The organism is Streptococcus uberis, from assembly GCF_900475595.1.
GTDB classification, from domain to species: domain Bacteria; phylum Bacillota; class Bacilli; order Lactobacillales; family Streptococcaceae; genus Streptococcus; species Streptococcus uberis.
The window spans coordinates 471,924-498,257 of record NZ_LS483397.1 but is presented as its reverse complement, the minus strand read 5'-3'; the positions used below and the strand labels follow the sequence as shown (position 1 = coordinate 498,257).

32 protein-coding genes are annotated in these 26,334 nt (G+C 36.6%); 6 read left to right on the top strand and 26 right to left on the bottom strand.

Annotation, left to right across the window (positions count from 1 at the left end):
• Positions 1 to 26 precede the first annotated feature (26 nt).
• The 3 genes from DQM95_RS02835 to DQM95_RS02825 all read right to left on the bottom strand — a co-directional run bounded on the left by DQM95_RS02835 (position 27) and on the right by DQM95_RS02825 (position 2,689).
• Positions 27 to 1,694, bottom strand: a complete 1,668-nt coding sequence (locus DQM95_RS02835; protein ID WP_111685931.1) for a hypothetical protein — start codon at positions 1,692 to 1,694, stop codon at positions 27 to 29.
• A gap of 97 nt (positions 1,695 to 1,791) precedes the next feature.
• Positions 1,792 to 2,421: an SdpI family protein gene (locus DQM95_RS02830; RefSeq protein ID WP_037592404.1), complete on the bottom strand. Its 630-nt coding sequence runs from the start codon at positions 2,419 to 2,421 to the stop codon at positions 1,792 to 1,794.
• Positions 2,408 to 2,689, bottom strand: a complete 282-nt coding sequence (locus tag DQM95_RS02825) for an autorepressor SdpR family transcription factor (protein WP_037592405.1) — start codon at positions 2,687 to 2,689, stop codon at positions 2,408 to 2,410. The genes DQM95_RS02830 and DQM95_RS02825 overlap by 14 nt, the downstream gene beginning before the upstream one ends.
• Before the next feature lie 176 nt (positions 2,690 to 2,865).
• Here DQM95_RS02825 and DQM95_RS02820 point away from each other — a divergent pair, with 176 nt between their 5' ends.
• From DQM95_RS02820 to DQM95_RS02800, 5 genes are all read left to right on the top strand, one after another.
• Complete coding sequence (locus DQM95_RS02820; RefSeq protein WP_037592406.1) at positions 2,866 to 3,693, top strand: exodeoxyribonuclease III; 828 nt, start codon at positions 2,866 to 2,868, stop codon at positions 3,691 to 3,693.
• A gap of 1 nt (position 3,694) precedes the next feature.
• A complete protein-coding gene (locus tag DQM95_RS02815; RefSeq protein WP_037592533.1) occupies positions 3,695 to 4,357 on the top strand; it encodes a DNA alkylation repair protein in 663 nt (220 codons plus the stop codon).
• A gap of 139 nt (positions 4,358 to 4,496) precedes the next feature.
• On the top strand, positions 4,497 to 4,871 hold the full coding sequence (locus tag DQM95_RS02810) for a glyoxalase/bleomycin resistance/extradiol dioxygenase family protein (protein ID WP_012657987.1): 375 nt from the start codon (positions 4,497 to 4,499) through the stop codon (positions 4,869 to 4,871).
• A 21-nt stretch (positions 4,872 to 4,892) separates the two neighbouring features.
• On the top strand, positions 4,893 to 5,309 hold the full coding sequence (locus DQM95_RS02805) for a VOC family protein (protein WP_037592407.1): 417 nt from the start codon (positions 4,893 to 4,895) through the stop codon (positions 5,307 to 5,309).
• Positions 5,310 to 5,706: 397 nt separating this feature from the next.
• Entirely contained in the window at positions 5,707 to 6,609 is a 903-nt protein-coding gene (locus tag DQM95_RS02800) for a cation transporter (protein WP_012657985.1), read from the top strand.
• Between the two features lie 32 nt (positions 6,610 to 6,641).
• Here the strand turns inward: DQM95_RS02800 and DQM95_RS02795 are convergent, their stop codons facing one another.
• Genes DQM95_RS02795 through serC form a run of 5 tightly spaced genes read right to left on the bottom strand, consistent with a single transcriptional unit; the run spans position 6,642 to position 10,414 of the window.
• Positions 6,642 to 6,995 (bottom strand): arsenate reductase family protein, encoded by a 354-nt coding sequence (locus tag DQM95_RS02795; protein ID WP_037592408.1) that lies wholly within the window; start codon positions 6,993 to 6,995, stop codon positions 6,642 to 6,644.
• Positions 6,935 to 7,474, bottom strand: a complete 540-nt coding sequence (locus DQM95_RS02790) for a methylated-DNA--[protein]-cysteine S-methyltransferase (RefSeq protein WP_046390851.1) — start codon at positions 7,472 to 7,474, stop codon at positions 6,935 to 6,937. Before DQM95_RS02790 ends, DQM95_RS02795 begins: the two co-directional genes overlap by 61 nt.
• A 48-nt stretch (positions 7,475 to 7,522) precedes the next feature.
• The gene (locus DQM95_RS02785) at positions 7,523 to 8,698 is read right to left on the bottom strand and encodes a phosphoglycerate dehydrogenase (protein ID WP_037592534.1); all 1,176 of its coding nucleotides are present in this window, start codon (positions 8,696 to 8,698) and stop codon (positions 7,523 to 7,525) included.
• 57 nt (positions 8,699 to 8,755) lie between these two features.
• Complete coding sequence (locus DQM95_RS02780; RefSeq protein ID WP_037592409.1) at positions 8,756 to 9,304, bottom strand: GNAT family N-acetyltransferase; 549 nt, start codon at positions 9,302 to 9,304, stop codon at positions 8,756 to 8,758.
• A 15-nt stretch (positions 9,305 to 9,319) separates the two neighbouring features.
• Positions 9,320 to 10,414, bottom strand: coding sequence for a 3-phosphoserine/phosphohydroxythreonine transaminase (gene serC / locus DQM95_RS02775; RefSeq protein WP_037592410.1), 1,095 nt, complete (start codon positions 10,412 to 10,414; stop codon positions 9,320 to 9,322).
• Positions 10,415 to 10,537: 123 nt separating this feature from the next.
• Here serC and DQM95_RS02770 point away from each other — a divergent pair, with 123 nt between their 5' ends.
• A complete protein-coding gene (locus DQM95_RS02770) occupies positions 10,538 to 11,170 on the top strand; it encodes a copper homeostasis protein CutC (RefSeq protein ID WP_012657979.1) in 633 nt (210 codons plus the stop codon).
• Positions 11,171 to 11,202: 32 nt separating this feature from the next.
• Here DQM95_RS02770 and DQM95_RS02765 read toward each other — a convergent pair whose 3' ends face one another.
• The 18 genes from DQM95_RS02765 to DQM95_RS02680 form a co-directional block, all read right to left on the bottom strand.
• Positions 11,203 to 11,598, bottom strand: a complete 396-nt coding sequence (locus DQM95_RS02765) for a DUF5684 domain-containing protein (RefSeq protein WP_037592411.1) — start codon at positions 11,596 to 11,598, stop codon at positions 11,203 to 11,205.
• A gap of 125 nt (positions 11,599 to 11,723) precedes the next feature.
• Complete coding sequence (gene rsmI / locus DQM95_RS02760) at positions 11,724 to 12,587, bottom strand: 16S rRNA (cytidine(1402)-2'-O)-methyltransferase (protein ID WP_046388571.1); 864 nt, start codon at positions 12,585 to 12,587, stop codon at positions 11,724 to 11,726.
• Complete coding sequence (gene yabA, locus DQM95_RS02755) at positions 12,565 to 12,864, bottom strand: DNA replication initiation control protein YabA (protein ID WP_046387966.1); 300 nt, start codon at positions 12,862 to 12,864, stop codon at positions 12,565 to 12,567. The genes rsmI and yabA overlap by 23 nt, the downstream gene beginning before the upstream one ends.
• Positions 12,865 to 12,907: 43 nt before the next feature.
• Positions 12,908 to 13,708 carry a regulatory iron-sulfur-containing complex subunit RicT gene (ricT, locus tag DQM95_RS02750; RefSeq protein ID WP_037592412.1) on the bottom strand — a complete coding sequence of 267 codons (801 nt, stop codon included), beginning with the start codon at positions 13,706 to 13,708 and terminating at the stop codon, positions 12,908 to 12,910.
• Positions 13,705 to 14,580: a DNA polymerase III subunit delta' gene (locus DQM95_RS02745; RefSeq protein WP_037592413.1), complete on the bottom strand. Its 876-nt coding sequence runs from the start codon at positions 14,578 to 14,580 to the stop codon at positions 13,705 to 13,707. The genes ricT and DQM95_RS02745 overlap by 4 nt, the downstream gene beginning before the upstream one ends.
• A 15-nt stretch (positions 14,581 to 14,595) precedes the next feature.
• Positions 14,596 to 15,231: a dTMP kinase gene (tmk, locus tag DQM95_RS02740; RefSeq protein WP_012657973.1), complete on the bottom strand. Its 636-nt coding sequence runs from the start codon at positions 15,229 to 15,231 to the stop codon at positions 14,596 to 14,598.
• A gap of 83 nt (positions 15,232 to 15,314) precedes the next feature.
• Positions 15,315 to 15,977: a CBS domain-containing protein gene (locus DQM95_RS02735; protein ID WP_037592416.1), complete on the bottom strand. Its 663-nt coding sequence runs from the start codon at positions 15,975 to 15,977 to the stop codon at positions 15,315 to 15,317.
• Positions 15,978 to 16,046: 69 nt separating this feature from the next.
• On the bottom strand, positions 16,047 to 16,757 hold the full coding sequence (locus DQM95_RS02730) for an ABC transporter ATP-binding protein (protein ID WP_037592418.1): 711 nt from the start codon (positions 16,755 to 16,757) through the stop codon (positions 16,047 to 16,049).
• On the bottom strand, positions 16,757 to 17,521 hold the full coding sequence (locus tag DQM95_RS02725) for an ABC transporter ATP-binding protein (RefSeq protein WP_012657970.1): 765 nt from the start codon (positions 17,519 to 17,521) through the stop codon (positions 16,757 to 16,759). Before DQM95_RS02725 ends, DQM95_RS02730 begins: the two co-directional genes overlap by 1 nt.
• Positions 17,521 to 18,474, bottom strand: coding sequence for a branched-chain amino acid ABC transporter permease (locus tag DQM95_RS02720; RefSeq protein WP_037592420.1), 954 nt, complete (start codon positions 18,472 to 18,474; stop codon positions 17,521 to 17,523). The genes DQM95_RS02725 and DQM95_RS02720 overlap by 1 nt, the downstream gene beginning before the upstream one ends.
• A 2-nt stretch (positions 18,475 to 18,476) precedes the next feature.
• Positions 18,477 to 19,346 carry a branched-chain amino acid ABC transporter permease gene (locus DQM95_RS02715; RefSeq protein WP_037592423.1) on the bottom strand — a complete coding sequence of 290 codons (870 nt, stop codon included), beginning with the start codon at positions 19,344 to 19,346 and terminating at the stop codon, positions 18,477 to 18,479.
• Positions 19,347 to 19,386: 40 nt separating this feature from the next.
• Positions 19,387 to 20,559: an ABC transporter substrate-binding protein gene (locus DQM95_RS02710; protein WP_037592425.1), complete on the bottom strand. Its 1,173-nt coding sequence runs from the start codon at positions 20,557 to 20,559 to the stop codon at positions 19,387 to 19,389.
• Positions 20,560 to 20,697: 138 nt separating this feature from the next.
• Positions 20,698 to 20,955, bottom strand: a complete 258-nt coding sequence (locus DQM95_RS02705) for a YlbG family protein (RefSeq protein ID WP_037592428.1) — start codon at positions 20,953 to 20,955, stop codon at positions 20,698 to 20,700.
• Positions 20,955 to 21,401, bottom strand: coding sequence for a YlbF family regulator (locus DQM95_RS02700; protein ID WP_111685930.1), 447 nt, complete (start codon positions 21,399 to 21,401; stop codon positions 20,955 to 20,957). The genes DQM95_RS02705 and DQM95_RS02700 overlap by 1 nt, the downstream gene beginning before the upstream one ends.
• 242 nt (positions 21,402 to 21,643) lie before the next feature.
• On the bottom strand, positions 21,644 to 22,234 hold the full coding sequence (clpP, locus tag DQM95_RS02695; protein WP_012657964.1) for an ATP-dependent Clp protease proteolytic subunit ClpP: 591 nt from the start codon (positions 22,232 to 22,234) through the stop codon (positions 21,644 to 21,646).
• A 473-nt stretch (positions 22,235 to 22,707) separates the two neighbouring features.
• Positions 22,708 to 23,337 carry a uracil phosphoribosyltransferase gene (gene upp, locus DQM95_RS02690; protein WP_012657963.1) on the bottom strand — a complete coding sequence of 210 codons (630 nt, stop codon included), beginning with the start codon at positions 23,335 to 23,337 and terminating at the stop codon, positions 22,708 to 22,710.
• A gap of 91 nt (positions 23,338 to 23,428) precedes the next feature.
• Positions 23,429 to 24,592, bottom strand: a complete 1,164-nt coding sequence (locus tag DQM95_RS02685) for a MalY/PatB family protein (protein ID WP_012657962.1) — start codon at positions 24,590 to 24,592, stop codon at positions 23,429 to 23,431.
• Positions 24,593 to 24,689: 97 nt separating this feature from the next.
• On the bottom strand, positions 24,690 to 26,327 hold the full coding sequence (locus DQM95_RS02680) for a putative polysaccharide biosynthesis protein (protein WP_012657961.1): 1,638 nt from the start codon (positions 26,325 to 26,327) through the stop codon (positions 24,690 to 24,692).
• Positions 26,328 to 26,334 lie beyond the last annotated feature (7 nt).

The following is a 26,334-nucleotide window of genomic DNA, read 5'->3' as shown; positions in this document are numbered from 1 at the left end:
ACAGAACTGTTCTCACTTACAGGGTCTCATTGACTTTTCACTTCTTCTGCTTCATCATTAATTTTAAGATTTTGAAGGTAATTAGCCTCCCCTAATTCAGCTTTAAAGTGATCACCTATTTTAAGGAATGGTAATTCATCCGGAGTGTCCTTACTTGCTCTAACCTTATAGATGTCATTTCCAGAGAGGATGTAATAGACTGTTGTTCCTGAAATGATTTGACTTGCAAGATGATCCACTTGTCCGCTAACAATTTTAGCTTTTTTACCAGTTGAACTGTTTGAGCTTAAGCCACTCGTATCTCGATCTGTAAATTGAGAAATCAAGGTTTCAATATCATTATTAACCGTGACTTGTTGGTAATCTTCAGCATCTACGAGGGCATATGATTTCACAAGACTTCCGCCATCTTTTAGGGAAACTAGGTAGTAAGCTTTGCCATTTAATTTAACTAAGGTTGGCGCTGTAGCCGAATAGCCTTTTTCTTGAACCTCTCCTTCAGCAGATGTCATTGCAGATTTTTCAGTGGCAGAGGCCAACTGATAATTGGTTACTTCACGTGTTCTCATATTGACAAGGATGAACCCTAAATTAGAAGCATCTGCAGTGGCAGAGGTAATCCCCGTATATAAATAGATATTTGAACCAATGGTGATATAGTTGTAGCTGTCTGTCGTTTGTTTGACTCCTGTTTGACTAAAGACTGTATTCCAATAACCCTTTTGATAAGTGTAATGATCGTTAACCCTCGATAATACATTTTCTGCAGAATAAACACGATCAACCCATTTAGGAATATCTTTTAGGTGATAATATTTGGTTTTACCTGTCACAGCATTCAATAGTATGGCACCATTAGGGTCCAAAGAAGATAAACCAAATTTCGGTGCATAAGTCGTCGCTACATAGTAGGGATGCCCCTGATCATCAACCTCAAATGAGGGATCACCAAAAATGGTAAAGGGATGCAAAAAGCGGAGGTGTCTCTTGGTATCTCTGAACAAATATTCCGAATCAGAATATTTCATTGCTTCTTTTAATTTGACAAGCTCAGCTTTCCCTGTTGTTTGATTGACTTTAACATAGTAATTTATCCCAACCTGACGATTGGTCAACCATTTCCAAAAGCTTTTATACTCCAAAGGCGATACCCGAAATGGTTGTTTACCGATTGTTATTTGTCGATAATCTTTGGAAATGCCAAATTGCGAAACCTTATCAATAGTGCCTAAATAGGTATCTCCTATTTTCTCAGCTGATTCTCTGTCCAGCAAAGCTAAAGTAGAAAGATTGCTTTCAGGAAAATCTTGTTTGAAATCAGCATTTTTAACCTTGATGACATTTGCATAGCTTTTAGCTCTAAACATTTTTCCATTAAAAAAGGAAATCATGCCTAAGCCTAAACTAATGGCTAAGATGGTCAAGAAAATCCATCGAATTGGACGTGAAAAAAGGGAAACATACTGAGTAACATCTTTCACCTTTTTAACTTTGGATTTCTTTCCAAAAAGTAATTTTAAGCCGTTTGATGCTGAAGCAATAATGAGGTTAATGGCTATAAGAAATAAGATAAGAATCATAAATAGCCAAAAGTCACCACTAAGTAAATTGATTGGTGGGAGATGCATCCAATAATAATTCACTAGAACAAAAAAGGAAACCACCGCAGCTAACAACTGTACTCTTTTCTTCATAAGGCCTACCTCTATCTTTCTCAATCTATTATACTTCTATTATACCATATGAAATCGGTCACAATGTAAAAAGAAAAGACTGATAAAAATCAGTCTTTTAGAGCTGTTTATATTTATAAAGACAATAAGAATAGGCCATTGGAATAAGAATCAAAATGATTAACAATCCGAATACAGGGAAAGGATTTGTAATCCCCAACATGCCCATTAAAAGAAATAAAATTCCTCCAGTGACCCATATTTTTCCTGCAAGGCGATGTGTTTTATTCCAATTCATTTCATTATTTAAGGTCCAGGGAATTTTTATCCCAACAGTATAGTTTTGCCTTATTTTTGGTAAATAATTGCCTAATATGAGAAAGAGAAATCCCATAAATAGGTTGGCATTAAATTGGAAACCCTTATGAATTGAAGATAAAATAACCATTGTCTGCACAAAAATAGAAATGATTGGAACAATCCAATAAACCAGATATTGCACTTTTCCTAATCGACCAGATTTTGGGTCTTTGGTCGTTATCCATAAACAGAAAAGATGTAAGATTAATAGAAAAAAAGGTAGGAAGAAAACAGCTTGAAACTTACTTGAGTAATCATCTGGATTTCCTGAAAAATCAAAATGGGTTGGTACTTGATCCGGTATTTGATTCCACAAAGCAAGTCCAATAAAAATTGGTATTAAGACAATAAAACTTGTTAAGACTAATAATTTTTTATTCATTTTCATGTTTAGAATCCCCTTTGATTTCTTTTAACCAAATCATGATATCCTCTAAAACAGATGTATTAATATCATAATAAATAAAATTTTTAACCTTTGTCTCTTGTATCAAATCAGCCTTTTTTAAAATCATGAGATGATAAGAAATGGAAGCTTGCGCCAAATCAAATTGATTTGCGATATCACCTGCCGACATTTGACCATCTTTTAGAAGGGTTAAAATGTCTCTCCTAATAGGGTCTGATAAAGCCTTAAATGTCTGAGCAAAACTCATGCATTTACCTCCTTATTTCTATTTAGAAATATTTCTAAATAGATTGTATCACTATTTCCAGAGAATGCAAGAACTATTTCGAAATTTTTTAAAATAGATTTAAACCCAAAAAGTCGCTAGACCTTTTCTTTTCTGATAAAATAGAGTCGAAAAAAGAAGTTTAGAAAGTGAACACTATGAAACTAATCTCATGGAACATTGATTCCTTAAATGCTGCCCTTACCGGTGAATCGCCACGCGCTCTATTATCACGTGCTGTTTTAGATACTCTAGTCACTAAAGACCCAGATATTTTGGCTATTCAGGAAACAAAATTATCAGCAACAGGGCCAACAAAGAAACACATGGAAATACTTCTTAGTTATTTTCCTAACCATCTTCATGTTTGGCGCTCTTCCGTAGAACCTGCCCGTAAAGGATATGCTGGTACCTTATTTCTTTATAGAAATACTCTAAATCCAGTAGTGACCTTTCCTGAAATAGGTGCACCAGATCCAATGGATGCTGAAGGACGTATTATCACCCTCGAATTTGACGACTTTTACGTAACACAAGTATACACGCCAAATGCCGGGGATCAACTGCGTCGTCTTCCAGAGCGTCAAGAGTGGGATATTAAATACGCAGAATATTTGGCATCACTAGATAGAAACAAACCTGTTTTAGCAACAGGTGATTATAATGTTGCCCATCATGAAATTGACCTCGCCAATCCTGCAAGCAACAGACGTTCTGCTGGATTTACGGACGAAGAACGTGTTGGATTTACAGCATTATTGGCAAAAGGATTCACCGATACCTTCCGATATCTTCACGGGGATATTCCAAATGTCTACACTTGGTGGGCTCAACGCAGTAAAACCAGTAAAATCAACAATACAGGCTGGAGAATTGATTATTGGTTAACCTCAAATCGTATTGCTGACAAAGTCATCAAATCTGAAATGATCCATTCTGGGGAACGCCAAGATCATACTCCTATCCTACTTGAAATTGACCTCTAAGATGACAAGCCAAGAAAAATTTGATTTGCTTGAGCAGCGTATGACCTCCCAAGCTGATGCCGGACAAGCTGAAAAAATGGCGGCCTATATGAAAAACCATTTTGACTTTTACGGCATTCCTGCGGGCCCTCGTCGCCTCATCTACAAAGATATCATCGCGGCCGATAAAAAGACTAAGTCAATCGACTGGAACTTGCTCGACCTTGCTTGGGCCAGTCCCAAACGGGAAATGCACTACTTTGTCTGTGATTATCTTAAGGCTTTGGGAAAATGGCTGAGCTTCCAGGATGTGCCAACCATACTTGGTTTTGCTAAAAGTAACCAATGGTGGGATACCATAGACCATTTTGACCACATTTTGGGAAGCATTGAGGACGACAGGCGGGATGCATTCATGTTGGAGCTCTCGCTATCAGAGGATTTCTGGTTGCGACGCATCGCCATTGATCATCAGTTGGGCAAGAAGGATAAAACCAAGCCGGAACTTTTGGCTGCTATTATTTTGAACAATCTGGGCTCGTCAGAATTCTTCATCAATAAAGCCATCGGCTGGTCCCTAAGAGATTATTCTAAAATCAATCCTGATTGGGTCAAAAACTTCATTGCTACTTATCGAGATAAGTTAGCCCCACTTTCTATCAGGGAAGCCAGTAAGTACCTTTAAAAAAGACGACAATTGGCTTCTATTCTCCAAACATAATATCCATTAAATTTTTTGATTATTTTAAGTTAAATCAATTGTTATTTTAGTGCTATCATTATATAATAACTCATCACTATATATTAATAATTGGAGACACGAAATGATTTCTAAATCTACAACCATGCTTTATGTTAATGACACTGAAGCTGCAATGACATTTTGGACTGAAAAAATGGGCTTTGTCATTACTGACCAAGCTGACTCAGAAGGTTTCAAATCTTTTGAAGTTGCCCCATCACTAGATTCAGCAACAAAATTTGGAATCCACAACAAAGATATGGTTGCTCAAGCAAACCCAGGAATGAACGTTGACTTCCCATCACTTCTTTTTGAAGCTGATGATTTAGAAGCTGAATACAAAACCCTTACTGAAAACGGAGTTGCTACTAATCCTATCATGGAATACCAAGGCATGGTTCATTTTACCTTTCAAGATAATGAAGGTAACTACATCGCTGTTCGTCAAACAATTTAATTTTCTAAAAGGAGAAAACACATGGTCACTGCACTTAATGTCTACTTAGTTACAAATGGTAATGGTAAAGAAGCTGTTGAATTCTACAAAGACGCTTTCAATGCTGAAATCACTAATTTAATGTTCTGGAAAGATGGTGTTCCAGATTGCCCTAAAGATCGCGAAGATCTTGTGATGAATGCACAAATGGAATTTAACGGCATCCGTCTTCAATTATCAGATGAAAATCCTGATTTTGAATACAAAGTTGGTGGTAACATGTCAGCAGCACTTATCGTTGATAGCATTGAAGAAGCTCAAGAGCTATATGCTAAATTAACAGTAAACGCTCAAGAAATCGTTATGGAACTCCAAGAAATGTTCTGGAGCCCAGCTTATGCAAACTTTATCGACCAATTCGGTATCATGTGGCAAATCAACACTGAATTAGCAAACTAATCCAAAAAGAAGTTAGGAATAGAATCCTAACTTCTTTGCATATAAAGACAAAATATCAGACTTTACTTTTTTAATGCTTTTCTATTTCGGTTTCGGACGGTAGGTCAAACAGTCAGTGAATTGACTGTTTGAGAAAAACCCAGTAATTACATGCCTAAATCATGAGCCCTAAGCGACTCATGATTTTCGAGTTGCTTATTATACTTTATGTTTTGCTCAAAAGAAAAGTTTCTTATTTTAGAACTTGAATTCAATTAAATCTTAATAGAAATACCTAAAACATAACATTTGTCTTCAATCAGATAGAGACATCATCAGTTGCATCATTTAGAGTCACTTTTGTTTTTTAAATTTTCTCATGATATAATAATATTATAATTATTAAAAAGGAGGAAAAATGAACTACAAAAATATAGAAAAAAAAGCACTTTTAATCTCTTCAATTGTTAATGGCATTAATGCTTTCGCTGGTATTTTTATTTATATTATCACGGGATTAAACGCACTTTTATTAGATAGTGTCTTTTCGGTCATTGGACTTGTTTCTTCAATTGCTGCTATCTATATTAGTAAAAATAGCCACAAAAAAACAGATAATTTTCCTAGGGGTCTCTATTTCTTGGAGCCATTATTTGGGGTATTAAAATCAATAGCTACTTTAATGTTACTACTGATTGCACTTCTTGAAAGTGGCGCAGTCGCTTATTCATATTTTACATATGGTGAAGGTGAACTCATCCACACAGGTCCCGTTTTACCCTATACAATTCTAACAGGTATGCTTTGCTTCGCCCTTTCCTACTATAACTATCGAAAAAATAAGGCAATCAATAATCTTAGTACAATTTTACATGCTGAAAGCAAGGCAAATTTAGTAGACGGTCTTATCTCCATTGGTATCGGAATAACCGTTTTTCTTCTAAATTTCATCAGTCAAGATGGACATCTGGGCTTTTTCCATTACACAGGTGATTTTTTTATCACGGTTATATTAGTGCTTCTTTCCTTTAAAGAACCCTTAACGATATTAATCCATTCCTTTAAAGAATTTGCCTATTCGACAGTTCAAAATGAAAAACTTGAAGAAGCAATCGTTTATATCGTTAATCACCATCTAAAAGAACATCAAGATGATTATGACATTTTTGTTCATAAACAAGGAATGCAAATAAACGTCAGAATATTAATTTTAGATCTTGAAAGTCATCACATTATCACACAGTTTGCTTTAAAAAAGGCAGATTTATTGAATCATTTACGAAAAAAATTTGATCAAATTCATCTAGAATTTGTTTTCTAAAAAGAAGTTAGGAAAAATCCTAACTTCTTTTTTTACTTAAATAATTCTCCGTAGGGTTTACGAGCCCCAATTTGGATGACTTGTTTATCCTTTACTAAAATGGGACGTTTGATTAACATGCCATCTTGGGAGAGCAATTGTGCAGCTTCCTCAATGCTTAAATCGTCAATCTTATCCTTTAGACCCATTTCTTTGTAAGAGTTACCACTGGTGTTGAAAAAATTCTTCATGGTGAAATCTGAAGTCTCCATCCACTCCTTCAAAAGCTCTGCCTTAGGAGGTGTGGTCTTGATATCGACCGACTCAAAATCGGAGATATACTGCTTCAAATCTGCCTTGGCTTTTCGACAAGTGGAACATTTTGGGTATTCATAAAAAGTGTACATGTCTGTCCTTTCTCCTTTTCTAATAGCCAGATTTTTTTATCAAGGCCACCGGCATAACCCGTTAATTGACCCTGAGATCCCAGAACACGATGGCAGGGCACAAAAATGCTTAAGGGATTATGACCAACCGCTCCCCCGACCGCCTGAGCCGACTGGCAATTCAAAGCCTTGGCAATTTGACCGTAAGTTCTTGTTTCTCCATGGGGAATCGTCTGCAAATAGGTCCAAACCCGCTGGCGAAAATCGGTCCCTTTTAAAGCAATAAAGTCAGCTGCAGCAGGCTTTTCCTGCTTAAAATAAGCGTCCAACCATTGACAAGCCGCTGCTAAGGGTGCGTTGACTCCCTCCAGTGGAACTTGCTTTATTCCATCTTCAAAGTATTTTTGATTGAAAAACCAGGCTCCAATTAGGGCTGACTCATCCGCAATTAAGGAGATTGGACCTAGGGGTGATTGATAAATAGTCTTATATAAAGTCATCTTATTCCTCTTGATAAAGCAAGCCCTGAGGTCATTCAAGGCTGTACTTTATTTTGTAATTAATCGAACACGGACAATGTTGTCGCTTTTTTCAAATTCTTCGACAAGTTGATCGATTTTCCCACGGTCACATTCATCTAAATCCAATAAGGTATAGGCATAATCTCCTTTTGAGCGGTTAATAATGTTATCAATATTTATATCCAAATCAGAAACAGCAGTTGAAATTTTAGCTACGATATTTGGAACGTTTTTATTAATTAAGGTAATGCGGTAGGGTGCTGACAAAGCTTGATGAACATTGGGAAAATTCACAGCATTTGTAATTTCACCTGTTTCTAAGAAACGACGAATGGTTTGACTGGCCATGATAGCACAGTTTAATTCAGCTTCTTCTGTTGAGCCACCTACATGTGGGAAAACCGTGATTTTATCTTGATTCAATAATCCTTGATGACCAAAGTCAGTCACATAATTCTTTACCACACCCGTTTCAATAGCATCATTGAGTGCTAATTCATCAACAAGTTCCGCGCGGGCAAAATTGATGATACTTGTCCCCTTCTTCATCAATTGGAAAGCTTCCTTGTTAAAGGTATGTCGGGTATCCTCTGTCAGTGGAACATGTACTGTAATGTAGTCACTTGAGGCAAAGATTTCCTTAATATCATTAACACGTTTAACATGACTTGAAATGTTCCAAGCAGTCTCAATAGATACATAAGGATCATAACCTAAGACATTCATCCCGAGACGATAAGCGTCATTAGCAATACGAGCCCCAATGGCACCCAAGCCAATTACTCCTAAGGTTTTTCCACTAATTTCAGAGCCAGCAAATTGTTTTTTTCCAGCTTCAATCTGTTTTGGAACATCATCACCCGTAAGCGTATTTACCCATTTATTGGCGGCTAGATAATCACGAGCAGATAAGAGAATCGCAGCAATAACCGCTTCTTTCACAGCATTTGCATTCGCCCCAGGGGTATTAAAAACAACAATACCTGATGCTGTAGCATCTTCAATAGGAATATTATTTGTGCCTGCGCCCGCTCTTGCTATTGCCTTTAGTTTTTCTGGAAATTGATGGCCATGTAAGTTTTGACTTCTGAGAATATATGCATCTGGGTTTTCAGATAAATCACCATCTATCTGAAAAGCATTGCCCAATTCTTTTAAACCAATTTGATTAATATTATTAAACGTTTTAACACTATATACCATATGTTGTAAAAGCTGAGGTGTTTTCACCCCAGCACTCCTTTTCTGTCTTTTCTATTACTAAATGCCATAACGACTATCTTCATCAATTTCTTGATAGTCCGCTCTTTCATGGTCTTCTTTTATCTTTTGGTAGGCAAGTCGCATTCCAGCTAGAGGGACTTTACCACAATAATGATAGCCAAGCTTTTGTAGAATATGTTGCATGGCAAGATTTTTTTCATGGGTATCACAACGAAAATCTTTGAAATCAAAGCCTTCAATCAATCCCTGAATAAAGGTTTGCGCCAAGGCTTGACCTTGCATATCTTTTGAGACAGCAATGCGATGAAAGGTCAAATAATCTTGGTTATCAACCAACCATTGGCCATCATAGATATGGTTATAAGCCTCTTCATTGCCATAAATCGCAGCAGCATAGGCTACAATGTGATGATCAACCAAAGCAACATATCCCTGACCAGATAAAATATCATTAATGATCACTTCTTCGTTAGGATAGCCATCTTGCCACTGATCACTACCGTAAGAAGCAATAACTTCCTTAGCACCTTCAATCAAGGCAAGGATATCTTGGATTTCATTTGGAAATGCCAATCTAATTTCCATAAAAGATTTTCCCCTTTATTGACTATTTTGATTTTCAAAAACTCTCATAAAATCAATAAGAGCAATGACGCCTTCAACAGGAAAGGCATTGTATAAGCTGGCGCGCATTCCACCTACGCTTCTATGTCCCTTAATATTCTTAAATCCTGCTGCTTCAGCTTCTTTCACAAATTTTTCATCTAAGTCTTTGTTCGGTGTTGTAAATGGGATGTTTGCAACCGAGCGATCCTTAGGATTTTTAACCGGGCTTTGATAAAAGCTTGATTGTTCAATAAAACTATAAAGCAAGCCAGATTTTTCACGATTTTTGACTTCCATCTGATCTAAACCGCCTAAGGATTTTACCCATTCAAAAACCATTTTGGCAATATAAATGCTATAAGCAGGTGGTGTATTGTATAAGGATTGAGCATCCGCTTGAATTTTATAGTCCAACATACTGGATAATGCAGGCTCAGAATTCAGCAAATCATTTCGAATGATGACTACTGTAACGCCTGCAGGCCCAATATTTTTTTGAGCTCCTGCATAAATCATTCCAAAATCATTAACCTTATACCGTACTGCTAATATATTTGATGACATATCTGCTACTATAGGCACACCATTTGTATCAGGAATATCGTAAAGCGCTGTGCCTTCAATCGTATTATTCGTTGTTAAATGAACGTAAGCTGCATCAGGATCAATGACGTCTTTGTCAAACGTTGGAACATAGCTAAAAGTTTCTTCCTCAGAAGAAGCCAATAAAATAGGTTCAAAAGGAATTGTTTTAGAGAGTTTAACGGCTTCAGTATAAGCTTTTTTACCCCAAGAACCAGCCACGTGATAATAAGCTTTTTTTCCTTTTGCTAAATTTAACGGAATCATAGAAAATTGCGTCGATGCGCCACCTTGTAAAAATAATACACGATAATGATCAGGAATAGCCATTAATTCGCGTAATAAATACTCAGCATCTTTTATAATAGCATCAAATTCTTTGGATCGGTGCGACATCTCCAAAACACTCATACCACTGGAACGGTAATCAAGCATTTCAGCTTGTGCCTTTTCAAGCACGGGTTTTGGCAATACTGCAGGACCTGCAGAAAAATTATAAATTGTCATGTAAACACCTCCGCGTATAATAATACAGAGTATAGCATAATTTTCAGAATTTTACAAAGATTTTTCGAGCTTTTTCCAAGTCAAAAAATGATATAATAAAAGGTATAAAAAGGAGATTTTATTATGTTAATCAAAGAATTTTGTGCTGAAAATTTAACAAATCTTTCCCAGCTTAACAGTCAACAGATTAATCGAGTTGAACTATGCGATAATCTTGCTGTTGGTGGTACAACCCCATCCTTCGGTGTTATCAAGGAAGCTTGTGACTTACTCCATGAAAAATCCATTACCGTTGCTACAATGATTCGACCAAGAGGTGGTGATTTTGTCTACAATGACCTTGAATTAAGAGCAATGGAGGAAGACATTTTAAAGGCAGTTGAAGCAGGTTCAGATGCTCTGGTCATGGGACTCTTAACCAAAGATAACCAAATAGATTGCGATGCTATCGAACAATTATTACCAGCAACACAAGGCTTACCCCTGGTCTTTCATATGGCCTTTGACCACATCCCAGAAAAAGATCAAAAAACAGCTATTGATACTTTGGTAGATTATGGTTTCATCCGCATTCTCCTACATGGTTCGACTGAAGCGAATGACATTTTTGAAAACCTTGACCATATTAGAGATTTGATTCAATATGCCAATGGGAAAATTGAAATCATGTTGGGTGGGGGAGTTACTAGTCAAAATGCCCTTAGATTAAGTCAAGAAAGCGGAAGCATCATCTTGCACGGAACAAAAATCGTCTAAAAAAAATCAACAGAGAAAATCTGTTGATTTTTTTAATTAATAATGTGGGGAACTACATGATAATTCTTTTCATGATAGAGCTTACCAAAAGCGAGAATTAATGTTGTAATTCCCGGGAAAAAGAGACTTAATACTGCCAAACCTTTTGAGCCACCAAATGCTCTGACATAGCAAAAGTGAGTATAAGCATAGTAAATGGCAAAAACCCAACTAATAAAATATAACCACTTGTTTGCTTCACCAAATGTAATTTTGTGTTTGATAAAACCTCCATAAAAAGGGATGATAGCATACCAACCATTTTGTCCAGCTTTCTCAAACAATCGCCAATTCCCTATAACTGTTAATAGTGCTGAAATGGCAACAATAACTAATATGATGCCATAAACACTTAAAATCACCAATCCCATTAATTCGTCTTCTGTCATGATATCTCCTTTACAAGCAGATCCTAGAGATCATTTTTCTTATCTAAGACTATCATAACAAAAAAATGATATTTTTGTCATTTTTTATATCACATTAGAAAGAGAATCAAGCTTTTGTGATTCTCTTAATCCAATCCATGATAAGCATTATATACTTCTTGGCGATTGATATGATAAGTTTTTGCTACTTTTTTAATGGCCTGATTGGGTTTTAGTCCCTGTTCAACTTCTGCTTTGACGAGTGAAAAAAGATCCAAGTCCTCAAGAACTACTTGCTTGTCTGCTAAATAACCTTCAACAATGAGAAGACATTCACCTTTTAAAGGGGCTTGGTCAATAGCTTCTATTAATTCTGAAATTGTGCCTCTTTGATATTCTTCATAGTACTTTGTTAATTCTCTGACTAAGACAACTTGTCGATCCCCATAAACATCCTTAATATGTCTGAGAGTGTCACTCACTCGATGAGGAGATTCATAAAAAATCTGTGTCTCTGGATAGTTCTTTTTATCCTGCAAGAATTCTAATTTTTGACCTAATTTTCGGGGTAAAAAGCCATAAAAGATATGTGGTTGTGGAACTAGACCACTTGCAATTAAAGCTGTAATCCCCGCAGACGCCCCTGGTAAAGCAACAACGCTGATATCTTCAGCAATAGCTGCTTTAACTAAATCATGGCCAGGATCTGAGATTGAAGGCATGCCTGCATCTGAGACTTGTGCCAAAGATTTGCCTTCCTTGAGATAAGCAATTAATTGCGGTATCTTGTCAAAAGCATTGTGCTCATGAAAGGAAAGTTGTCGCGTTTCAATACCAAAATGTTTCAGTAGGATACCTGTATTACGTGTATCTTCTGCACAAATATAATCAACCTCTTTTAAGGTTGATACAGCTCGAAATGTCATATCTTGTAAATTTCCGATTGGTGTTGGTACTAGATAGAGTGTCCCAAATATTTGGTCTTTTTTAAAACTTTTTTGAATCTTCATGATGCATCTTTCTATCTAAAAGCTCTGTACAAAATAGGCATTCTTCGCTATTTTCACGCGTTTGACCATAATAGGAATTACAAATATGGAAACCTTCATCATAAATGCCTTCTAAATGGTCATTGGTATTTCTTGAGCTAGGCTTTGGACTCGTTTCATGTTCCATTTGACTAAGTCGTTCACGTAACTTTGAATTTTCAAGCCGTAAAACCGTATTTTCTTCAACAAGTCCTTGAACTTGTTTTTTTAAGGCTTCAACATCAGCTAATGTGACCATTAGATTTTGTGAAAAGCCTTCAAAAGCATCAAATAATTCTCTTTTATTGACCAATCTTAATCTCCTCTAGTATATAGGTCATGCATGACTGTTTATCTTCAAAGGCAACCTTTACAGTCTCCTCAAAAATATTAACAGAAACAACTCTACCTTTTCCTTCTTTTGTTTCAACTAAAGTGCCATAATCAGGAAACCTCTTCTTTCGGTCACTGTAAAAGGCATCTTCGTATTGTAAGCAGCACAAAAAACGACCACAATAGCCCAATGATTTACCTGAATTCAATGATAAATCCTGATTTTTCAACATTTTAATAGAGACTGCTGGAAATTCTCCCAAGAATGTTGAACAACAAATAGGTCTGCCACAAGGTCCAATACCACCGTAGACCTTTGCTTCTTCCCGATTATTTAATTGCCTTAACTCAATGCGTGTTTTAAAAAGCGCAGCCAGATCCTTTAATAATTGTCTAAAGTCCACTCGTTCTTCTGCTGAAAAAGTGATGAGGACGTAGCTTCTATCCAATGGGAAAATGATATCAATGACCTTCATGGACAACTGGTTTTGCTTAATTAAGGCCTTAACATCCGCTTTAGATGCCTCCGCATAGGCTAAATTGGCGCGGTATGCCTTCATATCCATATCACTTGCTTTCCCAATCACGTAAGGCATATCACCTGGCAACTGTGCCTGCTGCAGTTGCTTCATGCCTTGTTTAACTTGTGCTAATCGACTACCTTTGTCATCTTTGACAAGCAACCAGGTTCCAAGCGGAAAATCCTTATCTGTTTTTACATATTTGATGGCATTAAATTCTGGAAAATGAAGTCCTATTGTTTTTGTCATGATAGCACCATATATTCTAGACTATTTTGGAAAGATACGTTACTCTGCCACATGAGTCGGGCCTGATAAAGCGCATCAAGGTAATGGAGGGCATTTGGTTGACTATAATTATTGGCCAAAATAAAAGTTAATAATTTCAAAATCGTATCTTGATCACTTTTTTCACTGGCTACATGATTAAGACGATTGACTTCAAGATAGGCTTTGGCCTTGTCTTTAATAAGTACTGATACAAATTTTTGACAAAGTGTCATTAAATCAAGCACTTTATTTTCAGATGCCAATCGCTCTAAGTCCTTGGGATTTTTAGCCAGCTTAGCCAATAAGTCCGCCTGACTTTTTAAGAGTCCTTTTTTTTGAGCCTCAAGGGATAAAAAAGCTTCATCTTTAGGAAAATGAAAAATTTGTGTGCGACTTTTTATAGTTGGAAGAACAAGATTATCATCGTTTGTTAATAGAAAAATATAGGAGGCACTTTGTGGTTCTTCTATATATTTCAAGAGACTATTAGCAGCATTAACATGCATCTTCTCACAATCTTTAATAATAAAAACTTGTTTTTCACTTTCATAGCCTGTCCGAGAAAAATTTTTCATCATTTCTTTGACAGTCTCTGTTTTGATGACTTGACCTGATGGTTCTAACAAGGTCATATCAGAAAATTCATTGTTTTCAATCAATTGACACGTTCGACAATGTTGACAAGGGAGACCATTCGTTTTTTCCTGACAAAAACAAGATTTGGCAAGAAAAATAGCCATTTCAAGATTTGCATAATCGCCTGAAAATAAATAGGCATGGTTTAATCGGTCTTCTTGTAACACTTGTTTAAATGCCGAATAAGCCTTCGGGGCCTGGGTTTCAATAGTCACTTCTGTCACTCTTTCTTAATGAGCAAATCTTTCTTTGATCACTCTGTATGCTTCATCGACAACGTCATCTAATGGTTTAGAGGCATCAATAAGGACAATCCGATCAGGATTTGCTTTTGCTAATTCAAGATAGCCTTGACGAACTTTTTGATGCATTTCTAGTTTTTCCAAATCTAAGCGATTAATTTCACGGTTGACGTTCTGATTAATGCGCGCTATGCCAATTTCTGAAGGTACATCAAACAAAAGGGTTAAATCTGGTTTGATACCATCAGTAGCAAAATCATTTAACCACTCAATGTCGCTTTTATTCAAACCTCTTCCTTCGCCTTGATAAGCAACTGAACTATCAATAAAACGGTCAATAAAAACAAGCTTGCCTGCCGAAAGACTTGGAAGTACTTTTTCCACTAAGTGTTGGCGTCTAGCAGCAATATATAATAAAAGCTCTGTCTTAAAATCCATCTCAGTATTATTAACATCTAAAATGATGTTACGGATACTTTCTGAAATAGCCACACCACCTGGTTCCCTAGTTGTCACAATAGACTGCTCATTGTCTTTTTCTAATTTCAAAACAAGTTGTTCAAGAACACTTGTTTTTCCAGCTCCATCTGGTCCTTCGAGTGTGATAATTTTTCCTTTTGTCATTTGCTTTCCTTCATGTTTTTATACTTCTATTCTACCAAAAAATAAGCAAAAAAACACTGTCAATTCTTTGACAGCGTTTCCGATTAAAGGAGACTTTCCTTTTCACTTGTTTTCTCAATTGATGAAACTATGACACCAATTTTCTCCAAGTTCTCTTTAAGAGTTAGCGTTTCTCCATGTCCATCAATTTGGATTTCAATCACCGTTTTTCCTGACGGACGGGAATCCACCACAGTACGGCGAATGTTCAAGTTCTCTTTTGAGATGGCATCAGCTACTTTAGCTAAAACACCAACCACATTATCTGCCTCTAAAACAAGTCTTGTCCCTTCAATGCCATAACCTGAAACATGTAAAAATGCTTTGAAAACATCACGATCAGTAATAATGCCACAGAGTTCATCCTTGTCCAATACTGGCAAAACTCCAATCTTATGTTGCAACATCAGATAAATAGCATCTTCTAGACTAGCATTTGGCGACACCGTAATAACCTTTTTAATCATGATATCACGTATTTTAGTTTTATTCAGCAGATAGTTCATTTCATAAATCGATAAACTCGTTGCTTTGGATGGACTGGCTTCAGCCATTGTTCCGGCCGTCACCAAACCAACTAATTTTCCCTTTTCTAATACAGGCAAACGACGAACATCGTTATCTCTCATAATATCGGCAGCTTTGGCCACTCCTGTTTCAGGGCTTATAGCAATGACGTCTTTGGTCATATAATCTTTTACAGACATTTTTTTATCCTCAATCTTCTTTTAAACCATTGTAACATTGATCATTCTAAGACCACTCATTTAGTGATTTTAACCACCGAGATAAGCTTTTTTAACTTGGTCTGATGCTAACAATTCAGATCCTTTTCCAGATAAAACAACTTTCCCTGTTTCTAAAACATATGCCCTATCTGCAATCGAAAGTGCTTTATTGGCATTTTGTTCAATCAAAAGAACAGTCATACCTTGCTTTTGAATGTCCTGAATAATGTCAAAAATTTCTTGAATAAAGATAGGAGCAAGACCCATCGATGGTTCATCTAAAAGCAAAAGTTTAGGTTTACTCATAAGAGCACGCCCCATTGCCAACATCTGTTGCTCACCACCAGATAAGGTCGCAGCATCCTGATGTTTACGCTCCTCTAACCTTGGAAAACGATCAAAAATCATCTTGAGAGTCTTTTGATTATCTGCCTTATCTTTCTTTAAAAAGGCTCCCATCTCAAGGTTTTCCATTACTGTTAAACCAGCAAAAACATGTCTCCCTTCGGGTACCTGGGACAAGCCCTTGGCAACTATCTTCCGCGCTTGCGATTTATGAATATCTTCCCCTAAGAATGAAATCCGACCACTTTTTGGTCTAACCAGGCCAGATATAGTCCTTAAAATAGAGGTTTTTCCAGCACCGTTGGCACCAATTAGAGTGACCACTTCCCCTTCTTCAACACGGAAAGAAACCTCATTAACAGCCTCAATAGCACCATAGTTAATGGATAAATTTTCTACAGTTAACATAGCCACTAGATTTCACCTCCAAGGTAAGCTTCAATAACACGTTTATTTTTCTTGATGTCGTCAGGTTTGCCATGAGCAATTAAACGGCCGTATTCCAGAACATAAATCCTTTCTGTCACTTCCATTACCAAACTCATATCATGCTCAATTAAGATAATTGTTATGCCAAAATCATCTTTAATGTGACGAATTAATGACGTTAGTTCTGCCGTTTCTTGAGGATTCATCCCCGCAGCTGGTTCATCCAGAAAAAGAATTTTAGGCTTGGTTGCAAGTGCTCTTACGATTTCAAGTCTTCTTTGTTGTCCATAAGGTAAATTTCTTGCTAAGGTATTTGCTTCACCGTCTAAATCAAATATTGCTAATAATTGTAGAGCTTTTTCTTTTAGCTCTGCCTCTGAACGGTAATAATAAGGTAATCTAAGCAAGCTTGATAAAAGATGCGGTTTTTCTTGGTTGGCTATGCCGATTAACACATTATCCAAAACCGTCATATCTTTGAATAATCGGATGTTTTGAAATGTTCTGGATAAACCTAAGGAAGCAATCTGATAGGGTGTTTTTTTATTGAGGAGGGTACCGTCTAAAGTAATTGTCCCTTCACTTGGAACATAAACTCCTGTCAGTAAGTTAAATAGTGTTGTCTTTCCAGCACCATTTGGTCCAATAAGTCCGACCAATTCTCCCTCATGAAGCTCCATTGAAACATCACCTACAGCAGTTAAGCCGCCAAAATGTTTGCTTAGGTTCTTAACTTCTAGTAGTGCCATTAATTGCCCTCCTTGTCATTCTTTGAAAAAAGATGAGACAGTTGACATTCTTTTGTCCCCAACAAACCACTTGGTTTAAAGACCATAACTAAGATTAATGCTAGTGAGTAAATAATCATTCGAACATCTGAAAAACTCTGTAAGTACATGTTTAAGGCACCTAGGACGATTGCGGCCACAATAGTACCTGTCATAGATCCTAAACCACCTAATACAGCAATGATTAAATAATCAATTGAACGCATTAAAGTGAAATCTTTAGGAACAACTGTTCCAATATAGCCGACATAAAGTGAACCTGCAATACTAGCTGTCATTGCAGCAAAAGCAAAAGTCATAACTTTCATCTTAGTCGTATTAACACCCATTGATTCTGCCGCAATTTCGTCTTCTCGAACAGAAATGACTTGCCTTCCACTTGAGGACCGTAGAAAATTCATTGTCAAGATGATGATTAAAATAACAAAAGCATAGACAACTGGCCAAGAAGTATAGCGTAATACCCCTGTTAATCCGGCAGCTCCATTGGTCAAATCTCCACCATTAACTATGGCAATACGAATAATTTCAGCTACCCCTAAAGTTGCAATGGCTAAATAATCACCTTTCAAACGTAGGGTGGGAAAACCAACAAGAACGGCCACAAGACCCGCTATAAGTACTCCTAATACCATTGAAAGATAGAAACCGAGATAAGTTGGCATTGAGTTAGTAAAAATCGCTGTGGTATAAGCACCAATTGCCATAAAACCAGCTTGTCCTAAAGGAAATTGACCTGAAAACCCTAAGACAAGGTTAGTCCCCATAGCCATAATGATGGAGATACCAATCCCCATTAAAATTTGGACGTAATATGGACCTATTATATCCTTACCAATTAAAAAAGATAAAAGCAGGTAAACCAGTGCAATGATGCCAAACCACGCCATAATGGATTTACTATTTTTCTTCATCCTTACACTTTCTCCTTTATATTTTTTCCCAATAGGCCCGCAGGTCTAATCAACAAGATGACGATTAAAACGGCATAGACAATAGCATCTCTATAACTCGACAATCCAATAGAAACCGAGAATGTTTCCAAAAGCCCAATAATAAATCCACCCAAAGCCGCGCCCGGAATGATACCAATTCCGCCTAAAACGGCAGCGACAAAAGCTTTAATTCCCGGTGTCATACCCATCAAAGGATTAATCGAATTGTAATAAAGCCCAATTAATACACCAGCGGCGCCAGCTAATGCTGACCCTAAGGCAAAGGTAAAGCTAATGGTTGAATTAACATTAATCCCCATTAGTTGAGCTGCGTCGCTGTCAACTGACACGGCGCGCATGGCTTTACCCATTTTCGTTTGTTTGACAATAAATTGCAAACCTAACATCAATAGTAAAGAAACCGTTAAAATGATGACTTGAACATTTGTGATGGCAATTGGTCCTAGATTATATTTAACGGTTTTCAAAGCTTGTGGGAAGGCTCTCGCTTCAGCACCGACCAAATAAACCATTCCATACTCTAGCAAAAAGGAAACACCAATTGCGGTGATTAAGGCCGCAATCCGTGTTGAATGTCTGAGTGGACGATAAGCTAAAAATTCAATCAACATCCCTAAAATAGCTGTTAATATCATGGTTAACACCAGTGCCAAAAAGAAATTCAAATGGAAAACATTAATCAGGTAAAAACCAATAAAAGCTCCCATCATAAATAAATCCCCATGGGCAAAGTTGATTAATTTGATAATGCCATAAACCATAGTGTAACCCAAGGCTAAAAGGGCATAAACACTACCTAAAATAAGTCCATTAACAAGTTGTTGTAGCATTCAGTTACCATACTTTCTAAATATTTTTTAAGACACTTTCTTATTCAGCTTTGATGACCGTAGCAGAACTTTCTTTACCTTTTGTCAAACCAATAACTGTCACTGATTTGATGGGATTGTGTTTTTGATCAATTGTCATTGTACCAGTAACACCCTGAAAATCTTTCAATTGCGCTAAAGCTTTTGAAATGTCTTTAGAGGTTTTCGCTCCTTTTGCTGCATCAGCCATCATATAAACTGAATCATAGGCTAAAGCAACAAACATTGAGGGTTCTTCTCCATATTTTTTCTTATATTTTTGGGCAAAAGCTGACGCTTTCTCAGAAGTTGATGCTGAATAACCTGAGAGATAATAGACATTATTAACATTTTCTTGCCCAGCCAATTCAACAAGTTTAGCATCTGCGAATCCATCTGGACCAACAATTGGAACAGAAATTCCCATCTCTCTTGCCTGTTTAATGATGGTTCCCGTTTCTTGATAATAACCTGGCATAATGATGGCATCAAAGGATTGATTCTTCATTTTTGTTAATGCAGATTGAAAATCAGTATCTCCGGATTGATAAGTAGATTCGGAAACAATGGTTTCCTTAAATACTTTTTTAAAGCGTTTTGCAATACCTTTGGCATAATCGCTAGAATTGTCATAAAAAAGAGCAACTTTTTTGACTTTTAGCTGTTCAGTAGCAAATTTTGAAAGCACATCACCTTGGTAAGAGTCAATGAATGTTGTTCTATAAATATAGTCATAAGTTTTACCATCTTTTGCTATGGTTAGATCATCCTGAGTCCCCGATGGTGTAATCAGGGGAACTGCTGCAGAGGTGGCATTGGGAGAAGCAGCAGCTGCCGCACCAGAAGTTGCTGGGCCAATAATAACATTTACATTACTCTGTGTCGCCAGACTTGTGGTTACTGTCGCAGATTCTGCATTTTCAGACTTGTTGTCTTTTGAGATGACTTCAATCTTTTTTCCATCAACCCCACCAGAACGGTTTATTTCATTAACAGCCATCAAAGCACCTACTTTTTCTGCACTTCCATATGCCGAAACTCCGCCTGTCAGTTCCAAATTGAGTCCTAATTTAATTGTTTTGCCAATTTTGGTTCCTTTAGCATTGGATGTACTACTTGGCGGAGCAGCATCACAAGCAGCTAATGATAATAACGATAAACAAGCTATTGTCGAAACCAATAGTTTCTTCTTCATAGTTTACTCCTCACGACCTATACTTAATTTAATATGTCTTCAAGAATACAGAATTATCAGAAAATTGTCAATAGTTTAAACTTATTTTTTTTATTAGAAAAAAGGAGTCGATGAAAACATCAAACTCCCTTCACTATATTAATTAGCTTCTCGATGTAAATTGCCTACAAATTGATGATCAATCTCATCAAATGCAGAAACCACTGCTTCTTTGACAAACTTCAGTTTTTGCAACTCTTTCATTTTTTCTTCGAGGTCATTCTGATTGACATACATCACCAAGTATCTTCCTTTTTTGGAATGGTAATAAACGTCTCCATATTTGTGAACTTTTCGAGCGTCTCTATTGTAATAAAGATAAACAACTAAACCAACTCGTTTTTGTTTTTCAAACATTAGCTATCCTTTTCTTTAATATTTTGGTAGATACCAAGAGAAAATCTTTCTTTTTTGGGGGATAAAGGCAAACCAGTGTCAACAAAAATATGTGAAGACACAGTATCAGCAATTGCCTGGGTGACCTGGGCCAAAATTTCTTGAAAATCCACTTCAGCTAGGCGTAAGTCAACCACCTTTGGATGTAAATCCAAAGCACGTTTTTTAGCATAGACTTCTTTCCTTAAGTCCAATAGTTCTGGACGAAAGGCAATTAAATGTTTCCTTTTATCATATTCTTCTGCTAAGTCTTTAAAAGTCAAAATATCTTTTTGTAAAACACTGTCATTTTCAAAAAGAGACTTCTTTTCAAGATAAGTTTGAAATGTTTTGCACTTTAAAAGATCATCAACTAGACAATCGATAGCATCATCAATCTTTACTAACTCTTCATTTACGACTAACATAATTTGATTATATCATAAAGTTTATTTTTAGAGGGTTTCTTTAACAAGTCTGGTTTAAAAAGTACCGTCAAAATGACGGTACTAACTCTCTCTCCCCAAATATTGTCATATTTGGATATATAATTAGTATATCACATCCTATTAGAAATGTCTTAAAACATTATTATGTAAAAAAAATAACTCTTTATAGTTGTCTCGATAGTAAAAAAACTAACTTAAAAAGAATAAGTTAGTTTTTTTGTTTATTTTAGTTCGTTGTTCTCCATGATGGCATCAATGAACCCATATTCTAAGGTTTCTTTTGCATCCATCCAATAATCACGTTCGGCATCTTTATGAATTTGTTTAATGGTTTTTCCAGAGTTATCAGAAAGGATTTTTTCAAGGCGTTTACGTGTTTTCAAAAGTTGTTCGGCAACAATGGCCATATCGGTTTGTTGTGTGCCACTTCCTGTGCCACCCATTGGTTGGTGAATGAGGTATTCTGCATTTGGTAACATGAAACGTTTCCCTTTTGTACCTGATGAGGCAATAATGGTACCCATAGAAGCAGCCATACCCATAACAATGGTTTGAACATCAGATTTAATAAAGTTCATTGTATCAACAATGGCAAGTCCAGCTGAAACAGAACCGCCAGGTGTATTGACGTATAAATAAATATCTTTTGTATTATCTTGTGCATCTAAAAAGAGCAATTGAGCAATGATGGAATTTGCCATATTATCCTCAACAGGACCAGTTAACATGATAATACGATCTTTCAGTAAACGTGAGTAAATATCATAAGAACGTTCCCCACGGCTTGTTTGTTCAATAACTACAGGAATCATATCTTTTCTCCAATCTTTCTTTAACTCTAACAAACTACTGTAAGAGTTTTTAATACTGAACCTATTATAATCTTTTGGTCAAATAAGGTCAAATAATAACTATTCTTTAAAAAACTTTCCAGTCGTAACTAGAAAGTTATTCCTACTTTGCAAGAAGCTAAGTCATCCGTTTACAATTTGCAAAACCAATCATTTTTGAACACAAGTAATGTCCAATGGACTTGACTCGTGTCTTAATTTCTGGTCTCGCCTAAGTAAACATCCACTGAATGTGGCTCGTGTCTTAATTTCTGGTCTCACCTAAGTAAACATCCACTGGATGTGGCTCGGGTCTTAATTTCTGGTCTCGCCTAAGTAAACATCCACTGGATGTAGCTCGTGTCTTAATTTCTGGTCTCGCCTAAGTAAACATCCACTGGATGTGGCTCGGGTCTTAATTTCTAGTCTCGCCTAAGTAAACATCCACTGGATGTTTACTTAGTACCAAACAAGCGATCGCCGGCATCACCTAGGCCTGGGACGATATAACCATGTTCGTTAAGTTTTTCATCTAATGCTGCTGTGTAAATGTCAACATCTGGGTGTGCTTCTTGTAATTTCTTAACACCTTCTGGAGCAGCTACTAAACAAACAAATTTAATATTGCCAGCACCACGTTTTTTTAGGGAATCGACTGCTAAAATAGCTGAACCACCAGTTGCTAACATAGGGTCCACAACAAAGATTTGACGTTGATCAATGTCTTCAGGAAGTTTAACCAAGTATTCAACAGGTTCAAGTGTTTCTTCATCACGGTACATACCAATATGACCTACTTTTGCAGCTGGTACCAAGCTTAAGAAACCATCAACCATACCAATACCTGCTCTAAGAATTGGAACAATGGCTAATTTTTTTCCTGTCAATTGTTTCTGAATGGTTTTAGCAACCGGAGTTTGGATTTCAACATCTTCCAAAGGTAGGTCACGAGACACTTCATACCCCATTAACATGGCAATTTCATTGACTAACTCTCGGAAATTTTTTGTAGAGGTGTCTTCACGACGTAAAATGGATAATTTGTGTTGAATAAGTGGATGTGAAATAACTTGACATTTTCCCATGATGATTTACTTCCTTCTTCATTTTTTACACTTTGAATATTATACCAAAAAAGATTGCCTTTTGCTTAGTAAAATAAGCATCTTTTTAAATTTATTTTGGAAATACTCTTGCAAGACGTTGACAGGCCTTAACAATTACAGACATGGGAGTTGCTGCATTAAAGCGAGCATAGCCTTTACCACTTTTTCCAAATGTTTCACCATCATTCAAAACAAGATGTGCTTCTTCCTTAAGCTTAGTCATTAAATCTTTTTGCTCCAAACCATAAGCTGTAAAATCCAACCAAATCAGATAAGTTCCTTCTGGTTTCATCACTCTTATCTTAGTATATTCCCCTAGAAAATCTGTCACAAAAGTAATATTTTCTTCCAAGGTCTTTTTCAATTGATTTAACCAGTCACGTCCATAAGTATAAGCCGCTTCCGTCGCCACTAAGCCCACAGTTGGAATTTCCAGTTGATTATTTTTAATTTGCGTTTTTTTGAAAAGCCTGCGCAAAATAGGATTTTCAATCATTGCAAAACTATTTTTGGTTCCAGCAATATTGAAGGTTTTAGTCGCTGAGCTGAGGATAATCGAAAAGTCTTTAAAATCACTCCTAATGGTATTAAAGGAATGGTGTTTGTTTCCAAATAAAGCAAGATCTTGATGAATTTCATCCGAAACTAATAAAACCTGATATTTTTGACACAAAGTACCAATCTTAAAAAGCTCTTCCTGTGACCAAACACGTCCACCAGGATTATGAGGATTGCATAAAAAATAAAGTTTGACCTGCTCTTCACTGATTTGTTTCTCTAATTGCTCAAAATCTATGGTATACCGTCCTTCACTTATCACCAATTCATTTCGAACCACTTTTCGATTGTTGGCCTGAATGGTTCTGGCAAAAGGAGGGTAGACGGGACTATTGATTAATACAGCATCCCCTTCCTGAGTATAGGATTGAAGCGCAATTGATAAAGCTGGGACCACCCCATCAATAAATAAAAGACAATCTTTAGAGATGCCATAGCCATGTTCTATCATTTCCCAATTGATGATAGCTTGATACAAGTCTTGTCTGGGATAGGTATATCCTAAAATGTCTTGACTAACATGGGTAATCAAAGCCTCTCGAATTTCTGGCATGACTTGAAAATCCATATCAGCAACCCAAAGTTGCAATAAATTTGGATTATTTTCACTTTCTCTCCATTTTACAGAAGATTCGTGTAAGCGGTTGGGTTGTTTTTTAAAATCATATTCTATCATTTTTCGTCACCTCTTATCTAGTTTATCATGAATGCTTCAGATAGGAAAAGATATAAAAAGACTTTGCTCCCTGTAAAGCAAAGCCAGTTTAAAAAAGTTAGACATTGATTCTTAATTTTTTACGTAGAGTCTCTGCCTTTTCTCCGATCAGTTTATCCAATTGACGCGTAACAAGGGTTAGATAGCCATAGATTAACATACCAAAAGTTCCCACAATTAAGAGATAGAGGAGACTTGATAGACGTCCTGTCGGGACAAAAGCAAAACCTAATAACCAATTTGCTATGGCCACAAATAGGCCCATAATTCCTGTTAAGATGAGAATTAAAAGGCTTTGTTTAAACAAGAGTTTACGGTTAAATTTAGTCACTTGATGGAGACGACGGAACATAAGGTAAATTGGAACTAATAATCCAAGTGTTGTCGCAAGAAGTGGTCCATAGGCATGGAACAAATAGATACATGGTACTTGAAAGACTAGTTTAATCAAGATACCGTATGCAAAATAAGTCAAGGCCCGGCGATTTTCAAATAAGGCCTGCAACATTGGAGCAAGTAGGGAATAAAAAGCCAACAAGAGGGTCTGTAACAAAACAGCCCTAAAGAGAGAGATAGCTTGCGCCTCACTAAAGCCATAAAAGACCGAATAAAGTGGTCTTGCTAAAATAATGGCGCCTGTTAAAGCCGGTAAGATAAACATCAACAACATAACAATATTGTTGATAATCAGTTTGGCAGAGGCTTTCATGTCTTTCTTGACATAGTTTTCAGTTAATAAAGCAATCCCAACGCCACCTATCGAAGCTGCTACTGCGATTAATATCATGGTGATTTTGGCAGGATTGGCGTTAAAATAACCAAAAAGGATTAATAATTGTGCTCTTGTATACTGTGTAAAAAGGAGCATTGTATTAGTGAATGTCCATTGATCAATTAACTGGAATAACTGAATAGCACTTCCTATCACAATAAATGGAATGGACTCTTTCAAGGTTTCAATAAGTAGGCCTTTGGTATCAATAGGGGTTTCCAATTGAGGTTTTGAAAAAATCACTTTCAAGAGGCCTTGTTGTTTTAGATAGTAAATCAAGACTGCCATGCTAGCAATCATTCCTATAAAAGCCGCAAAGGTTGATTGCGTCACAGCCTTTAGATAATCCCCTGATCCCAACTTCATGATAGCAAAGGTAGTGGAAAGCATCCAAATGACGCGAATAATCTGCTCAGCAATTTGACTTAATGCAGATGGTTTTAAGTTATTATATCCCTGAAAAATGCCACGAATAACACTCATGGTTGGAAAAACCAAGACCGCCAAGGATAAACTATGCATGATTGGTATCAGTTGCTGATCACTTCCTGATAATTTGGCAAAGACAGGTGCAGTGATATACATAATGGCTGAAAAAATCAGCCCCAAGACCACCATTAATTTCAAGGTGCCTCGAATTAATTGGTAGCTATGCTCTTCTTGCTCCATAGAATTGTATTTAGCCACTTGTTTGGCAATGGCAACATTTAAACCCGTTGTTGAAATCAATAAAAAATAGGCATAAACATTGTAGCCCATATTAAACAATGCGTTAGCTTGAGTAGCATGTTCCCCCATCCACATAAACCAAGGGATAACATAAATAACACCTAATAAACGGCTGGTAAAATTACTAACTGTGGACCAAACAGTCCCTTGTAACATCAGTTCTTCTTGCGTCAGATCATTTCTATTTTTTGACATAGCTATA

What these genes read in the sequence shown, in the direction of transcription:
- DQM95_RS02795 (WP_037592408.1), bottom strand. Translation starts at nt 6,995, where the DNA reads ATGTACACTTTTTATGAATACCCAAAATGTTCCACTTGTCGAAAAGCC.
- rsmI (WP_046388571.1), bottom strand. Translation starts at nt 12,587, where the DNA reads ATGAAGATTCAAAAAAGTTTTAAAAAAGACCAAATATTTGGGACACTC.
- serC (WP_037592410.1), bottom strand. Translation starts at nt 10,414, where the DNA reads ATGACAATTTATAATTTTTCTGCAGGTCCTGCAGTATTGCCAAAACCC.
- DQM95_RS02725 (WP_012657970.1), bottom strand. Translation starts at nt 17,521, where the DNA reads ATGGCACTACTAGAAGTTAAGAACCTAAGCAAACATTTTGGCGGCTTA.
- DQM95_RS02710 (WP_037592425.1), bottom strand. Translation starts at nt 20,559, where the DNA reads ATGAAGAAGAAACTATTGGTTTCGACAATAGCTTGTTTATCGTTATTA.
- DQM95_RS02735 (WP_037592416.1), bottom strand. Translation starts at nt 15,977, where the DNA reads ATGTCTGTAAAAGATTATATGACCAAAGACGTCATTGCTATAAGCCCT.
- DQM95_RS02790 (WP_046390851.1), bottom strand. Translation starts at nt 7,474, where the DNA reads ATGACTTTATATAAGACTATTTATCAATCACCCCTAGGTCCAATCTCC.
- DQM95_RS02820 (WP_037592406.1), top strand. Translation starts at nt 2,866, where the DNA reads ATGAAACTAATCTCATGGAACATTGATTCCTTAAATGCTGCCCTTACC.
- tmk (WP_012657973.1), bottom strand. Translation starts at nt 15,231, where the DNA reads ATGACAAAAGGAAAAATTATCACACTCGAAGGACCAGATGGAGCTGGA.
- DQM95_RS02680 (WP_012657961.1), bottom strand. Translation starts at nt 26,327, where the DNA reads ATGTCAAAAAATAGAAATGATCTGACGCAAGAAGAACTGATGTTACAA.
- DQM95_RS02765 (WP_037592411.1), bottom strand. Translation starts at nt 11,598, where the DNA reads ATGACAGAAGACGAATTAATGGGATTGGTGATTTTAAGTGTTTATGGC.
- DQM95_RS02700 (WP_111685930.1), bottom strand. Translation starts at nt 21,401, where the DNA reads ATGTTAGTCGTAAATGAAGAGTTAGTAAAGATTGATGATGCTATCGAT.
- DQM95_RS02770 (WP_012657979.1), top strand. Translation starts at nt 10,538, where the DNA reads ATGTTAATCAAAGAATTTTGTGCTGAAAATTTAACAAATCTTTCCCAG.
- DQM95_RS02785 (WP_037592534.1), bottom strand. Translation starts at nt 8,698, where the DNA reads ATGGTATATAGTGTTAAAACGTTTAATAATATTAATCAAATTGGTTTA.
- DQM95_RS02835 (WP_111685931.1), bottom strand. Translation starts at nt 1,694, where the DNA reads ATGAAGAAAAGAGTACAGTTGTTAGCTGCGGTGGTTTCCTTTTTTGTT.
- upp (WP_012657963.1), bottom strand. Translation starts at nt 23,337, where the DNA reads ATGGGAAAATGTCAAGTTATTTCACATCCACTTATTCAACACAAATTA.
- DQM95_RS02815 (WP_037592533.1), top strand. Translation starts at nt 3,695, where the DNA reads ATGACAAGCCAAGAAAAATTTGATTTGCTTGAGCAGCGTATGACCTCC.
- DQM95_RS02830 (WP_037592404.1), bottom strand. Translation starts at nt 2,421, where the DNA reads ATGAAAATGAATAAAAAATTATTAGTCTTAACAAGTTTTATTGTCTTA.
- DQM95_RS02805 (WP_037592407.1), top strand. Translation starts at nt 4,893, where the DNA reads ATGGTCACTGCACTTAATGTCTACTTAGTTACAAATGGTAATGGTAAA.
- DQM95_RS02810 (WP_012657987.1), top strand. Translation starts at nt 4,497, where the DNA reads ATGATTTCTAAATCTACAACCATGCTTTATGTTAATGACACTGAAGCT.
- DQM95_RS02715 (WP_037592423.1), bottom strand. Translation starts at nt 19,346, where the DNA reads ATGCTACAACAACTTGTTAATGGACTTATTTTAGGTAGTGTTTATGCC.
- DQM95_RS02705 (WP_037592428.1), bottom strand. Translation starts at nt 20,955, where the DNA reads ATGTTTGAAAAACAAAAACGAGTTGGTTTAGTTGTTTATCTTTATTAC.
- DQM95_RS02685 (WP_012657962.1), bottom strand. Translation starts at nt 24,592, where the DNA reads ATGATAGAATATGATTTTAAAAAACAACCCAACCGCTTACACGAATCT.
- DQM95_RS02800 (WP_012657985.1), top strand. Translation starts at nt 5,707, where the DNA reads ATGAACTACAAAAATATAGAAAAAAAAGCACTTTTAATCTCTTCAATT.
- yabA (WP_046387966.1), bottom strand. Translation starts at nt 12,864, where the DNA reads ATGGTCACATTAGCTGATGTTGAAGCCTTAAAAAAACAAGTTCAAGGA.
- DQM95_RS02825 (WP_037592405.1), bottom strand. Translation starts at nt 2,689, where the DNA reads ATGAGTTTTGCTCAGACATTTAAGGCTTTATCAGACCCTATTAGGAGA.
- DQM95_RS02780 (WP_037592409.1), bottom strand. Translation starts at nt 9,304, where the DNA reads ATGGAAATTAGATTGGCATTTCCAAATGAAATCCAAGATATCCTTGCC.
- clpP (WP_012657964.1), bottom strand. Translation starts at nt 22,234, where the DNA reads ATGATTCCTGTAGTTATTGAACAAACAAGCCGTGGGGAACGTTCTTAT.
- DQM95_RS02720 (WP_037592420.1), bottom strand. Translation starts at nt 18,474, where the DNA reads ATGAAGAAAAATAGTAAATCCATTATGGCGTGGTTTGGCATCATTGCA.
- ricT (WP_037592412.1), bottom strand. Translation starts at nt 13,708, where the DNA reads ATGACAAAAACAATAGGACTTCATTTTCCAGAATTTAATGCCATCAAA.